Here is a 14,087-nt window from a genome sequence, read left to right as displayed (position 1 = left end):
GAGGATCATCGGCCCGAGCCTCTACCACGCAGGCAACAGAGACACGAAGACTCCGCCCAGGACAACCCACAAGACGTCTATTCTGAGACGGAGGGCGACGAACGCGACCAATGCCAGTATCGCGGTCCTGATCGTCCACGAGGTCGCGAGCCCGAATCGGACCGTCACGGCGGCCAACAATCCGACAAACGACAACAACGCGCCACGGGTCGCGCCCCGGAAAATGGCGAGGCGCTGGAGCCTGTCGAAGTGAGGCATGATGAGCGCCACCATGAGAAAGGACGGCGAGAAGATGCCCATCGTCGCGACAACGGCCCCGGGAATCCCGCGGCAGAGGTAGCCCACGAAGGTCGCGGTGATGACGATCGGGCCAGGCGTCACCTGTCCGAGCGCAATGCCGTCCATGAACGTCCGCACGGGCATCCAGCCGCGGACTTCCGCCACTTCGTGCTGCATCAACGGCACCGACGCAAAGCCACCGCCGAACGCCAGAAGATCCACCCGGATCATCGTCACCGCCAGCTCGAACAACTGACGGTCCATCCAGAAGAGCAGTGCCACCGCGCCACCAGCGGCGACTGCGAGCGCCAGCGTCGGGTAGAGGACATCCCGATGGCGGGACAAGTCACCTCGAGACGTGCGCTCGGTGTTGCCGCCTCTCAACAGCCCGGCGCCGACGATTCCGCAGCCGGCGATGACGAGAATTGGATTGATTCGGATGGTGAGCGCCACGGTCGCAGCGGCAGCCAGCGCCGCGCCGCGCCAGTTCGTGATGGAACTGCTGGCGAAAGTGCAGGCGGCGTTCGCGGTGAGCGCGACCACGACCGCCGTCAGTCCGAGGAACATGCTGATCGTGACTGGCCATGCGCGGGTGTGAAGGTACAAGGCAGTCAGCCCCACCATCAGGCCGAATGCGGGAAGACCGAAGGCCACATATGCGATCACGCCACCTGGAACACCACGCGTACGCAACCCCACGTAGGCTGTCGTCTGCATCGCGGTAGCCCCTGGAATGGTCTGGCACAAGGCCACGCCGTCCTGAAAGTCGGCCTCGGCGAGCCACCCCCGTCTGGCGACCGCCAGGTCCTTGATGTAGGCCACCATCGCGGGTCCACCGAACGCGGTCGCACCCAGGCGAAGAAACGCGAGGAACAGAGCCGCCAGCGACGGGGCCGCAGCGACCGACGCGGCGGGATTGGAAGGATCGGCGATGGTGGGCGTCATCCCGACCAGGCGATCCATCACGAGGCTCCCCGATCGGGATCGAAGCGGCCTAACAGGACCGCGGCCAGGCCATCACTGGTCCGGTTCGCGGCTTCCACGGCTGGCGGAGCGCCCAGCCCGACAAGCGCGGCCGTCGTCGTGGGTCCGACGCTGGCCACGACCGTGCGGCCGGCGAGACTGGACAGGGTCGTCGTCCCAAGCGCTGCGGCGAAAGCCTCGGCACTCGACGGCGACAGGAACGTCACGGCATCGACGCGTCCGGCCTCGAGTTCGCGCACGACATCCACCATGCCGGCTGGCAGAACCGCCCTGGTGGTATACGCGATCGGATCGATGATCCGCGCGTGGGCCGCGACCAGCAAGTCGCGCAGCGTGGACCGAGCGATGGCGGATCGGGGCCAGAGCACGGTCTTCCCGGCCAGTGTGCCGCCATCAATCTCAATGATGGCGCGTGCCAACTCGTCGGCGCCGCCGTTGGCCGGACAGAGCGCGACGGGGGCGCCGCTCGAGGCGACCGCCCCGCGGGTCACGGGTCCGACAGCCGCGACGCGCGGAGCGGCAGCGGTCGACCACTGCCAGCCGCGCCACTCCGGCCGCGCACAGACGATCCCGGCCGCTCTGGCACTTGTAAACACGACCCAGTCGACCTCCCCCAGCCGTGCCAGCGCCTGCTCGATCGGGAGTTGGTCCGGCACGACTTCGAAGACGATGACCGGAACCGACCATACCCGGACGCCATTGGCGGCAAGAAGCGCAGACAGGCGGGAACCGGCGCCATCGTCCTGCGTGACAATGACGACACGTTCCCGGGCGGCGGAGGTCATGGCTGGTCCCCGCCCGTGGTTCCGAGCGCGGCGCGCGCGCGATCGAGCAACGCGCGGGCCCCGTCCCCCAGCAGGCGGTCGGCCAGCCGCGTGCCCGCGTCGGCCGCATCGCTCTCGCAATCGACCGACGCTCTTTCGCGTCCACGCACCGATCCGCGGCCGTCAATGTCGGCGACGATCGCCGTCAATGCCAGCACCCCGTCCCGCCATGTGCCGAAGGCACCGATTGGGACCTGGCATCCGCCCCCGAGCCGTGCGAGAAGCGCGCGTTCGGCCAACGTCGCGAGGCGCGTGGGGCGGTGATCGAGCAGGCACAACAGGCGACTTACACGGGCATCGGCGGCGCGCGATTGCGCTGCCAGCGCCCCCTGGCCGACGGCTGGCACGATCACGTCTGGCGCAATCACCTGCGCAATGCGATCGGTGAGCCCGAGGCGAACGAGGCCGGCCCGGGCGAGCACGAGGGCATCGAACTCGCCGCGGTCGAGCTTGGCCAGTCGGGTCGTGACGTTGCCCCGCGCATCGAGCACCCTGATGTCGGGACGCCGCTCGAGCAGTTGGGCGCGGCGGCGGAGCGACGAGGTTCCGATGCGCGCGCCTGGCGGCAGCGTCTCGAGCGTGGCGCCCGATGCGGTGACCAGGACGTCGCGGGGGTCTTCCCGGGCCAGCACCACGGTGACGGTGAGGCCGGCCGGGCAGGCGGTCGGCACGTCCTTCAAGCTGTGCACAGCGAGATCGATCGTGCCGGCCAGAAGCGCGTCGTCGAGTTCCTTGGTGAAGAGCCCTTTGCCCCCCACCCTTGCGAGGGGCACGTCGAGCACGCGGTCGCCGTGGGTCTGGATGACGACGTGCTCGACCACAATCCCGGGCCCGTGGATGCGGAGATGGTCGGACACCTCCGCCGCCTGCTTCAACGCGAGGTCACTGCCCCGCGAGCCAATTCGAATCGGAGCGCCCGCGTCAGGAAGTCCCATTGCCGACCCCAAGCGCGGAGGGAGCCGGTTCCAGCGCGAACAGCTCCCGCAGCAGCTCCAGGCGGGCCGACTCGACAGACGGCGGGAGCGTGCCTGACGTCAATTGGGTGATGGGCGGACGGAGCAGCCGGTTGATGAGCGTCTTGGTCATCCGATCGATGGAGGCTTTCTCATCCGGGTGGAAGTGCTTCAGGTTGCGGCCCACCTCCTCGGCGCGCACGCGTTCGAAGCGGTCAGCAAGCTCGCGCACGACCGACGCGGCTCCCTGCCCTCTCGTCCACGCCATCAGCTTTCCACACTCCTCCTCGACGATGGCTTCAACGCGCGGCACCTGGCGCAGCCGATGAGCCAAGCTCCGGTCGACCAGGGTGCGAACCGCATCGATGGGATACAGGACGACGTTGTCGAGGCTCGCCGCCGATGGCTCGATATCGCGGGGTACGGCCACATCCACCAGGACGAGAGGTCTGGCGCCGCGCCCGGCGACGGCGCGGCGCACCATCTCACACGTCACCACGAACGCGGGCGCACGCGTGGCGGACACGACGACATCGACTGACGAGAGCAAGGATGGAACGTCGCCAAGCGGCGCCGCATACCCACCGAACGCCTCGGCCACGGCGGCGGCTCGCGCCAGTGTCCGATTGGCCACCACCAGACGGGCGGGACGCCGGTCGGCGAAGTGTCGCGCCGCCAGGCGGCAGGTGTCGCCGGCCCCGATCAGCAGTACTGACCGGTCTCTCAGATCGCCCAGCACGCGTTCGGCCAGACTCACCGTCGCCGACGCGACCGACACGGCTCCCATCCCGATGTCGGTCTCGGCCCGGGCCCGTCTGCCGGTGTGAATGGCGGTCGACCACAGCCGGTGCATCAGCGGTCCAAGGGTCTCGGCATCCTGCGCCAGGGTTTGTGCTCCGCGGACCTGGCCCAGAATCTGATGCTCGCCAAGGATCATCGAGTCGAGCCCGGCCGCCACGCGCAGCAGGTGGCGGCAGGCCTCGTCGCCGCTCCGCAGGTACGCGTGTGGCGCGACGAGCGAGCCCCGGTGGCCCGCCTGTCTGACGAACATCTGGCGCATCGCGGCCTCCGCCGAAACCGCGTCGGCGGCACTCACGTAGAACTCCGTTCGATTGCACGTGGCAAGGATGACGGCTTCACTGACGGCCCCGTTGCTCCGAATCTCGCGCAGGACGGCCTGCACGGTGGCGCCATCCATCGCCAGCGCCTCCCGCAGTTCGATCGGAGCGGTGTGATGGTTGATGCCGAGCAGCTGCACGTGCATGACAATGTCTCTCACAGGGGGCGCGAGGGGGGCGTTACAATCAGCATGGCAATCGACCCAGGAGCATGTGCGCGGCAGGTCGATTGCCGACCGCCGCTCCGCCACCAAACCGGGTGTGCTCGTAATCCAGCACGACCTTCAGCGACCGGTTCCAATGCCAGTTCAACGCCACGCCAACGGCCGCAACCGATCGGACCGTGAAGGCCGGGTCTGCGAGAACCGGAAAGACGGACGGACCGACGTCGAGGTGAGTATAGCGCGCCGCCAGTTCGACGGCGCCCCAGTGACCTGAGCCCGGCACCAACGGTCGGCGTGGCGATGCAATCGGCCATCACCGCGACGCACCCTGCGACCAGCATGCAGGCGGCTGCCAGCGCCAGCGTGACGACTCGAGAACGTGAACGATCCATAGGACTTTCTTGGTTGGACCGGGGCGATTAGTGCCACTCCCACTCGATGAAGCCGGGTTTGACCTCGCTCATCGCATTGACGATGAGCTCGACCAGCCCGCCATACAGGATCCGGTTCTTCTCCCAGAGATCGTAGTAGGCGAGCATGTCCCTGAACTGACCCTTGCAATTGGAGCAGGGGGCGCACAGGTACTTCGGAATGGATGGGTCGAGACAGTCGCCGAACGCGTTGAGCACCTGTTCGAGTTTCTTGCGCCCCGACACGTGGAAGCGCCAGTCCGGGAAGTTGTGGCCGCTCATGATCGCGAATCCACTGCCCCCCCCGCAGCAGTAGTTGTCGACGCCGTGCGGCTCCATCTCGCGGAACTTGGGACAGATCGCCCGAATGATTTCGCGCTGGGGCTCGACGACTCCCATCAGCCGTACCATGTTGCACGGGTCGTGCAGGGTCACGGGAAAATCGTTGCGCGACGGATCGAGCTTCAGACGACCGCTGGCCACGATGTCTCGGAGCAGCGTCATGGAACTTTCGCGCGGGATATTGAGCTCGCCGGTCAGAACGCGATCCGCAATGACCGACAGCGCTTTGTGGGCGTGGCCGCATTCCCCGAGGACGATCTTCCCGACCTTCAGCTTCTTCGCGGCCTCGGCGTGCTTGATGGCCACGCGCGCGAACTGCGCGTCGTCGTACCACAGGCCGTAGTTGATCGAGTCGTATCCAGCCAGTTCCGACGACAGGGTCCACGAGATCCCGGCGGCGTTCAGGATCAGGGCGAAGGCGCCGGGGTTCTCCGGCCAGGCCAGGATCTCGCCCGCGTTGTGGATCAGGAGCACTTCGGCACCTTCCACATCCCACGGCGTCTCGACGGTGATGCCGGTCCGCTCGGACGTCTCTTCATCGATGAACTGGATGTTGTCCTTCACGACCTCGGCCGACATCCCCGTCGACGACCCGACCTTCAGCTGGAGCATCGAGCCGGTGTCGTGGATCTCCTTGGCCGCGATCCCCATCTCCTGGCTGAACAGCTTCCGCAGTTCGTGGGCGATCAATCCGTTGTCGACGCCGATCGGGCAGGTCTGGGCGCAGCGTCGGCACAGATTGCATCGGTACGCCAACTCGATGAGGCGGGCCACCATCGGCCAGTTCACGTCGACGTCGCCGTGCTGCCACGCCGAGATCATGCCGCCATGCTTGACGCACTTGAAGTACAGCCGGCGCATGATTTCCGACCGGTACGTCGGCCGGTAGATCTCGTTGCGGCCGCTGGCTTCGTAGATGTGGCAGGCGTCGGCGCAGGTCTGACACCTGGCGCAGTGCTCCATGCTCAGCAGGAGCGGCTGCAGGAACGTCCAGTTGTTCTCGCGAGTGAACAGCTTGTCCAGGCCGGACAGGAACTGCCGGACCAGTTCCGTCTCTTCCTCTTTCGTGGCCGGTTTGGGAACGCTCACCGCACACGTGTCGTCGAGAATGCACTCGTAGCGCGCGCGCGCCTGCGGGTTCAGCGGAGTCCACGGCCGTTCCCGCGCCGGATCGTCGAGCGGCGCAGGCAGCGGCATCAGGTCCTGGAGGTCCACGTGGCCGATGGGCTCGCCGTCGCGACGCGACATGTCGGACAGGTCAATCCGGGTCTTGCGGCTCATCGTTTCGTCCCCTTCGTCGGGTTGGTCGTGGCGATGTCGGCCCAGCTCCGCGAGCCGTCCGCCGTCACGTGGGGCGCACTCCACGTCGGCCGGTAGGTCAGGTACTCGGCCAGCGTCCGCTCGATCGTCCCGCCGCGGCGGTTCACGCGGTCGTCCCAGCGCACGGCGTGATACGTGAAGTACTTGCCGACGAAGTGTGACATGTGGGTGAACGGGACATAGGCGGCGAGCAGCGCTGACAGCAGCAGGCCAGCGGCGAGCAGCCCGGGCACGCGGATGGTTGTGTCCCAGGTCAGAAGCCCGATCACGATCCCGAGCGCGCCAGGCGACCCCGCGGGCCGGAAAGCGTAGCCGGCCGCCACCACGCCCAGCGCCACGAGGAACGCGACCAGATTGAAGATGTCGCCAGGCGTGGAGTACATCCGAAGGTCGCTGTCGGTCAGCCGACGGTGCACGAGGCCGGCCGCACCGACCATGGCCAGAACCAGGCCACCGACGCCTGTCGCCCGGCACACCTGGTACACCACCCGCCCGAGCCAGCCGGTCATCCACGCCGGAACGAACACCGTCGCCACCGCCGTCCCCAGGAGGAGCGCGACGGTGGTGATCAGGAGGTAGAGTCCGACATGGAAGGGGAAGGACCGCCACCACAGCCGGAGATTGAATTCCCGAAGTGCCTTCAGGAACAGCATCTCGGTGAACATGGCCGTCAGCTCTCCCCGCAGATTGAAATGGGGAGGCTTGGTCCACCAGTTCGAGTCCTCGAAGTACGAACCGCCATGCGCCGCGCGGTCGGACGCCTCGTGGGGAACCGGGTACAGTTCCCACCGCAGGTGCATGGGGGCCCGCGCGTATCCAACCGCGCGGACCACCGTGGCGGCCACACACACGACCGCCGACAGGCACAACATGGCATACAACAGCGTGGTCATGGCGGTTCCCTCGCGACTACTTCTTCACATCGCCGGTGGCGGCGCCGTGAAGCTTGATCTCGACCTTGTGCTCGAGGTTGTTGTAGTACTCGTTCAGCACGGCGATGACCTCGGGCTTCGAGAACTCCGCCGGCACCGGTTTGCCCTCGCTCATCAGTTTGCGAAGCAGCGTGCCGGACAGCAGCAGGCGCGCGCCGCCCTTGTAGTTGCCTTCGTCGTCGATCACGGCTTTGCTCGAATGCGGGCAGGTCTTCATCGACGCCATCGACCCGCACTCGTAGCAGTAGAAGGTCCAGTCCATGTTGAGGGGCCGCAGCACGAGCGCGTCCGGCGGGATCTCGGTGAAGATCTTCTGGGCGTCGAACGGCCCGTAGTAGTCGCCCACGCCCGCGTGGTCGCGACCGACAATCAGATGCGAGCAGCCGAAGTTCTGACGGAACACGGCGTGCAGCAGAGCCTCCCGCGGACCGGCATACCGCATCTCCATCGGGTAGCCGCCCTGGATGACGCGCTCCTTGCGGAAGTACTTGTTCACCAGCGCATCAATGGCCTTGACTCGCACGTCGGCCGGGATGTCGCCCGGCTTCAGTTTGCCGATCAGTTGATGGATGTAGACGCCGTCACACACCTCGATGGCGACCCACGCGAGATACGCGTGCGACCCGTGCATCGGGTTCCGGAGCTGCAGCGCAGCGACGGTACTCCACTCGCGCGCCTCGAACATGCTGCGCGCCTCGGCCGGCCGCTGGTAGATCCCTGCGAACATCGTCGGGAAGAAGGACTCGGACAGCACCTTGACGGGGCCGGCGAGGTTGACGTCCGCCTGCTCCATCACCTTCTGCACACCGGGGTGGGCGGTGTCGTTGGTGTGGAAGACCTGCTTGCACTCATGGGCCTTGTCGATCCCGTACTTCTCCTCGATCTTCATCGTGCCCATGAGTTCGTCGGTCTCGACGTCCCACAGCGCGACTTCCTCGCCAATCGCCAGCGAACCGGCAAGCGCAGGCGTGGCCGACAGCGTGATCGGGATGGGCCAGAACAACCCCTTGCGGCTGGGCAGGCTGAAGCTGTCACAGCTCCCCTGCCAATCGTCCTTGCCCATGAACCCGTCAAGCGGGGTGAAGGCCCCGATGCCCATCATGATGAGGTCGCCGGTCTCGCGCGACGTCATCGGGACCTTCTTGAGGCCCTTCGCTTTCTTCATCTCCTCGTCCCTGGCCTTGCCTTCGAGAAGCAGGGGTTTCAGTTTCGAACTGCCATGCGGCGGTACCAGCTTGCTCATGAGTGCACCTCGTGATGATGTACCGCCGCGCGTCCCTTCTGCGGTCGCAGGCGGACGCCGACGGTCCTGCTCGTGTCCATGTTCCGGCCTACCGGGTCGAGCATCCCGGGCGCCGATGATCAGCCGAGCCTTTGCGCCGGGCCCGGTCCAGATCCTGTCTCCGGCGCCGACGTCGCGCGAGCCCGGGCAGCGCCCAGCAACCCCAACGTCCATTCGGGCGTCGACAGGGCGTGCAGGTGCGTGTACGAGGCCCAGACGTTGTGGACGACCACGCCGTCGCGGCCCGCGACGCAGCCGGCCCCTCGTCGCACCGCGCAGACGGTCGGGACGGGCGTGGGCTCGGGCACGATCCGCGAATAGTGAAACTCGTGCCCGCGCAGGGGCAGCCCCACGGGAAAGAAGGGGTTGGGGTTTTCCACCACCAGCTCCGCGTAGCCGTGTCCTTGCGGCGCCGTGCATAACTCGACGTCACACGGCAGCACCCCGGCCATACGGCTGACTCCGCTGGTCTGGCGGAGCGTCTGGGCGAGCAGCATCAGACCGCCGCACTCCGCGTAGATAGGCAGACCCGATTGTGCCTGCTGTCGCAGGTCGTCAAGAAAACCGCGGTTCGCCGCGATGGTCGCCGCGTGCGTTTCTGGAAACCCGCCACCGATGTAGAGGGCGTGCAACCCGGCGGGCAACACGGCGGCCGTCAGGCTCGAAACAGGCACGAGCGTGGCGCCGGCGGCTTCAAGGCATTCGAGGTTCTCGGGATAGTAGAACGAAAAGGCGGAATCCCGCACGTAGCCAATCCGAAGGCCCCTTCCCTGTCCCGAATGGGCTGCCGGCTCCGGCGTCCAGCCGACACGAGGAGCACGCCGGGCCAGATCGAAGATGGCCGTCAGGTCCAGCCGCGAGCCGATCTGATCCACCAGCCGCTGCCCAAGCTCGGTCAGGTCTCCATGCTCTGGCGGAGGCACCAGACCGAGATGCCGACTGTGAAGCAGAACGCCATCCGAGAGCCGTGGCACCACACCAACCACCGGCACGCCGCACCGCGATTCGACGGCGTCGCGAACGATTCGTTCGTGCCGGACACCATTGACCTGATTCAGCACGACTCCTTCGATACGCACATCCGGGTCGAAAGCCTGACATCCGAGCACGCTGGCTGCAATGGTCCGCGTCACCTTCCTGGCGTTCACCACCAGCAGGACCGGCGCGTCGAGTGCCTTCGCGAGTTCCGCGGTGCTGTGCGTGCCTTCCGCGTCCACACCGTCGTAGAGTCCCCGGTTGCCCTCGATGACGACCAGGCCGGCACCGGCCGCGTGCCGCGCAAAGCTCTGGCGGGCCCGTACAACGCCCATGAGAAACGTATCGAGGTTGCGTGCCGGCCGGCCGGCTGCCCACGTGAGCCAGGCGGCATCGATGTAGTCGGGGCCCTTCTTGAACGCGCGGGTGTCGAGCCCGAAGCCGCGCGCCATCCGCAGCAGCGCCAGCGACACGAGCGTCTTGCCCGAGTCCCCGCCCAGGCCGGCCACAACCAGCCGCGGCGGCGATGACACGAATCCAAGCCCTCCGGACGTCACGATGCGGCCACCTCCTCACGCACGGCCAGGGTGATCTTGTAGAACACGGTCACCATCAGGCATCCCAGGGCCCAGATGCCCAGGACGATGAGCACCTCGGTCAGCGTCGGCGCGTACCGCGTCACGGCGCCGAACGGCGACGGCACGAACCCTCCGACGATCAGACCCAGACCCTTGTCGATCCAGAGCGAGGAAAAGACCATCACGCAGATGACGGCGAGCACCGGCTCCCGCCGTCGCAACGACGGCACCAGCAGCAGGATGAGCGACGCCACCGCGAGCACAGACGAGGTCCACATCCACGGCACGAGCGGCGCCTGACCGCCCAGTCCGAGGAAGAGGTACTCGAAATGCTCGACGTGCTCCGGAATCTGACTGTAGAGGGCAGTGAACAACTCGAGCGCGATGAAGAACACGTTCAGAAGCATCGCGTAGGTGACGATGACGGCAAGCTTCCGCACCGGCTCGCGTCCGGCATCGAACCACGTCAACTTCCTCATGATCAAACACAGCAGGATCAGCAACGCCGGCCCGGCGGCGAACGCCGAGGCCAGGAATCGCGGGGCCAGAATCGCTGTCAGCCAGAACGACCGACCCGGCAGGCCGTTGTACAGAAACGCCGTGACGGTGTGGATGCTGACGGCCCACGGGATCGAGACGATGATGACGGGCTTGATCCAGCGTGGTGGAGCCACGCGCTTGCGCTCTGCGCCGAGCGTGACCAGCGCGATGACGGCATTCAATGCCAGATAGCCGCCAAGCGACAGCATGTCCCAGAACATCATCGAGTGGGGCGTCGGGTACAGCATCACGTTCAGCACCCGCCTGGGCTGTCCCATGTCGACGAAGATGAACAGCATGCACATCGTTACGGCGGAGATCGCGAGGAACTCGCCGAGGATCGTGATTCGGCCGAACGCCTTGTAGTCGTGCAGGTAGTACGGCAGGACGACCATCACGGCCGAGGCGGCCACGCCAACAAAGAACGTGAACTGCGCGATGTAGAGGCCCCAAGTCACGTCGCGGCTGAGCCCCGTGACCGCCAACCCGACGTCCAACTGGCGCAGGTAGGCCAGCAGCGCGAGACCCATCACAACGAGCAGGCCGCTGACCCACGCCCAGTAGCGCCGACCCCCGGTGACCGCCTTCTCAAACATGAACATGGGCGCCCCTCACACGATGTAGTAGATCGCGGGGCGGGTACCCAATTCGGGCTTCCGCCGGATCGTGAATCGGGATCGAAGCAGCGATCTGACCTCCGAGGCGGGATCGGCCAGGTTGCCGAACACCAGGGCTTTGGCCGGGCACGCCGCCACGCAGGCCAGCGGCTGACCCTTGGCGAGTCGCTCTTCGCACAGCGTGCACTTCTCGACAACTCCCTTCGAGCGTGTCGGGAAATCGGGAGTAGTCTGCACCAGCGACGGCCGCGGGTCTTTCCAGTTGAAGCTGCGCGACCCGTACGGACAGGCCGCCATGCAGTAGCGGCACCCGATGCAGCGGTGCCAATCCATCATCACGATGCCGTCGTCCCGCCTCCAGGTGGCCTGCGTGGGGCACACACGGACACAGGGCGGATTGTCGCAGTGGTTGCACAGCACCATCACCGGCTTGTCGCGCAGGTCGTCGGGCGGATAGTCGGTCTGCAGCGAGGGGAACGTGCGTTCGAACGGCTCCTTCCAGATCCACTTCACCGAGTGGGCCGGCTCGGCGATCGCCGGCACGTTGTGCACCGTGTGGCAGACGTCTACGCACTTCGTGCAGTCGCCGGCCTCGAGGCACTTGCGCGGATCGATTACCAGCGCCCAGCGCGTGCCCGCGGCGGGGGTACCACCACCGGGCTCCGGTTCGCGTGGTTGGGTCTCGAGCGCCGACCTGCCCGCCAGCGCGAGCGCGGAGAGGCCCGCGGCGGCTCCGAGGAAGCCACGCCTGCTGATGCTCATGGCCCGCTCCTCTGAATCAAGGCTGGGTCGACGTGGCAATCCCAGCAGTACGGGGTCACGTTCGAGTACGCGTGGCACCGGTCGCAGAACTCCGCCTTGTTCGCGTGACAGCGAAGGCAGGTCCCCGTCAGGCTCTTCGTGAAGGTCTTCCCGTCGGGCGACACCCAGGTGCGCGCGTTTCGGCGCACGACGTCGTCACGCCACGTCATGAGGAGGTCCATGTGCGACGCGCGCATGTACGCCACCGGCATGACACAGGCCTTTTCCGTCGCAGGCCGCTTCAGTTCGGGTGCCTTCGCCGTCACCCCGGCCGCCCGCGCGTACCACACGGGCGTGCTCAACACGACCAGAAAGCACGCCAGCGCCACAATAATCACGGCACGGTCACGCATGGGCGGATGCCTCCTCCCGGGCCGTCAGAGGCTCGCCGCGCAGGTCGGTCGTCCGTTCGCGCTCGCCTCTCATGACCAGCGCGTTACCGAGCAGTTCGTGCACACCGGCGACGTCCACACCCGGAGCCCAGTACTCGAGCAGCGGCGGCAGCGTCGCCTTGTCGATGGCGCAGATGCAGGCCAGCAAGTTGACCCCGTGCTTGTCGCGGACGTGCCGCACGGCGTTGGCACGGGGGAACCCGCCGCGCAGCCGCATCTCGAGGTTCTCGTCGGTGCCCAGCCCCGACCCGCTCCCGCAGCAAAACGTCTTCTCGCGAATCGTGTCTTCGGGCATCTCGTGGAAAGCCTTGCAGACGTTCCGGATGATGTACCGCGGCTCCTCGAGCAGGCCCATGGCCCGCGACGGATTGCACGAGTCGTGGAACGTCACGTTCCAGTGGTCGTTGCGGGACGGATCGAGATTCAGACGGCCGTGCCGGATGAGGTCGGCCGTGAACTCACAGATGTGCACCATCCTGGTCGAGGCCGCGTGCTCGAACCGCGTACCCGTGATCGGCGAGACGGGCACCTGGAGGAAGTCCGCCGGCCCGTTCATCGTGTCCATGTACTGGTGCAGCACCCGCCACATGTGGCCGCACTCGCCGCCGATGATCCACTTGACGCCCAGCCGCCTGGCCTCCGCATACACCTTGGCGTTGAGCCGTTTGATCATCTCGTGGGAGGTGAACAGGCCGAAGTTGCCGCCTTCCGACGCGTAGGCGCTCAACGTATAGTCGAGCCCGATCTCGTGGAAGAGCATCAGGTAGCCGAGCAGCGTGTAGTAGTGCGGCGTGCCGAAGTAGTCGGCCGACGGCATCACAAAAAGCACGTCGGCGCCCTTGCGGTTGATCGGTGCCTCGACCCGGATCCCGGTGATCTCCTCGAGCTCATCGACGGCGAAGTCGATGCTGTCCTTGAAGCCGTGAGGCTGGATCCCCAGGTGGTTGCCGGTCCGGAAACAGTTGGCCACCGGCTCGATGACCCAGTTGATGTTGCAACCCACCAGCGTCAGCAGTTCTCGCCCGATCATCGTGATCTCGGCGGTGTCGATCCCGTACGGGCAGAACACCGAGCATCGCCGGCATTCCGTGCACTGGTAGAAGTAGTAGAACCACTCCTTCAGCACGTCCTCGGTGAGGTCGCGCGCGCCGACGACCGCGCCGAAGATCCGGCCCGCCGGCGTGAAGTACCGCCGGTACACCGACCGGATCAGCTCGGCTCTCAGCACCGGCATGTTCTTGGGGTCGCCCGACCCCAGGTAGAAATGGCACTTGTCCGCGCACGCCCCGCACCGCACGCAGATGTCCATGAACAGCCGGAACGACCGGTAGCGGTCGAGCCGCTCCCTCATGCCGTCGAGGATGATCGTCTTCCAGTCCGGCGGCAGCTTCCAGTCATCATTGAACGGCTGCCACTCGCGCGGGTTCGGCAGGCCGAGATACGTCAGGTTCTTCGGGGCGGCGCTGTAGCAGTACGTCCCCTTTCGAAACTCGGGATGGGGCTCCAGCCACGTCTTCCCTTTCGGACGGAAATCGACCTTGGCGAGCGCGTCCGGCCCCGGCGTCTGATCGGCCAT

13 protein-coding genes are annotated in these 14,087 nt (G+C 66.5%); all 13 read right to left on the bottom strand.

Annotated features, from left to right (window positions below; translation table 11 throughout):
• Positions 1-21 precede the first annotated feature (21 nt).
• The gene (gene chrA / locus NTV05_02895) at positions 22-1,242 is read right to left on the bottom strand and encodes a chromate efflux transporter (GenBank protein MCX6543343.1); all 1,221 of its coding nucleotides are present in this window, start codon (positions 1,240-1,242) and stop codon (positions 22-24) included.
• Positions 1,242-2,048 carry a uroporphyrinogen-III synthase gene (locus NTV05_02890; GenBank protein MCX6543342.1) on the bottom strand — a complete coding sequence of 269 codons (807 nt, stop codon included), beginning with the start codon at positions 2,046-2,048 and terminating at the stop codon, positions 1,242-1,244. The genes chrA and NTV05_02890 overlap by 1 nt, the downstream gene beginning before the upstream one ends.
• Positions 2,045-3,022, bottom strand: a complete 978-nt coding sequence (hemC, locus tag NTV05_02885; protein MCX6543341.1) for a hydroxymethylbilane synthase — start codon at positions 3,020-3,022, stop codon at positions 2,045-2,047. The genes NTV05_02890 and hemC overlap by 4 nt, the downstream gene beginning before the upstream one ends.
• Entirely contained in the window at positions 3,009-4,304 is a 1,296-nt protein-coding gene (gene hemA, locus NTV05_02880) for a glutamyl-tRNA reductase (GenBank protein MCX6543340.1), read from the bottom strand. Before hemA ends, hemC begins: the two co-directional genes overlap by 14 nt.
• A 40-nt stretch (positions 4,305-4,344) precedes the next feature.
• Positions 4,345-4,605, bottom strand: coding sequence for a porin (locus NTV05_02875; GenBank protein MCX6543339.1), 261 nt, complete (start codon positions 4,603-4,605; stop codon positions 4,345-4,347).
• 136 nt (positions 4,606-4,741) lie between these two features.
• Complete coding sequence (locus NTV05_02870; protein ID MCX6543338.1) at positions 4,742-6,355, bottom strand: (Fe-S)-binding protein; 1,614 nt, start codon at positions 6,353-6,355, stop codon at positions 4,742-4,744.
• On the bottom strand, positions 6,352-7,287 hold the full coding sequence (locus NTV05_02865) for a respiratory nitrate reductase subunit gamma (protein MCX6543337.1): 936 nt from the start codon (positions 7,285-7,287) through the stop codon (positions 6,352-6,354). The genes NTV05_02870 and NTV05_02865 overlap by 4 nt, the downstream gene beginning before the upstream one ends.
• 16 nt (positions 7,288-7,303) lie before the next feature.
• Positions 7,304-8,569 (bottom strand): sulfate adenylyltransferase, encoded by a 1,266-nt coding sequence (gene sat, locus NTV05_02860; GenBank protein ID MCX6543336.1) that lies wholly within the window; start codon positions 8,567-8,569, stop codon positions 7,304-7,306.
• A 119-nt stretch (positions 8,570-8,688) separates the two neighbouring features.
• Positions 8,689-10,140: a cobyrinate a,c-diamide synthase gene (locus NTV05_02855; protein ID MCX6543335.1), complete on the bottom strand. Its 1,452-nt coding sequence runs from the start codon at positions 10,138-10,140 to the stop codon at positions 8,689-8,691.
• Positions 10,137-11,297 (bottom strand): polysulfide reductase NrfD, encoded by a 1,161-nt coding sequence (nrfD, locus tag NTV05_02850; protein MCX6543334.1) that lies wholly within the window; start codon positions 11,295-11,297, stop codon positions 10,137-10,139. The genes NTV05_02855 and nrfD overlap by 4 nt, the downstream gene beginning before the upstream one ends.
• A 15-nt stretch (positions 11,298-11,312) precedes the next feature.
• Complete coding sequence (locus NTV05_02845) at positions 11,313-12,080, bottom strand: 4Fe-4S dicluster domain-containing protein (GenBank protein ID MCX6543333.1); 768 nt, start codon at positions 12,078-12,080, stop codon at positions 11,313-11,315.
• Positions 12,077-12,472: a sulfate reduction electron transfer complex DsrMKJOP subunit DsrJ gene (gene dsrJ, locus NTV05_02840; GenBank protein MCX6543332.1), complete on the bottom strand. Its 396-nt coding sequence runs from the start codon at positions 12,470-12,472 to the stop codon at positions 12,077-12,079. Before dsrJ ends, NTV05_02845 begins: the two co-directional genes overlap by 4 nt.
• Positions 12,465-14,087, bottom strand: a complete 1,623-nt coding sequence (locus NTV05_02835) for a (Fe-S)-binding protein (protein ID MCX6543331.1) — start codon at positions 14,085-14,087, stop codon at positions 12,465-12,467. The genes dsrJ and NTV05_02835 overlap by 8 nt, the downstream gene beginning before the upstream one ends.

Source organism: Acidobacteriota bacterium, assembly GCA_026393755.1.
Classification (GTDB): Bacteria; Acidobacteriota; Vicinamibacteria; order Vicinamibacterales; family JAKQTR01; genus JBAXOX01.
Note: the sequence above shows the minus strand (reverse complement) of the source record. Positions and strands in the feature narration are given on the sequence as shown.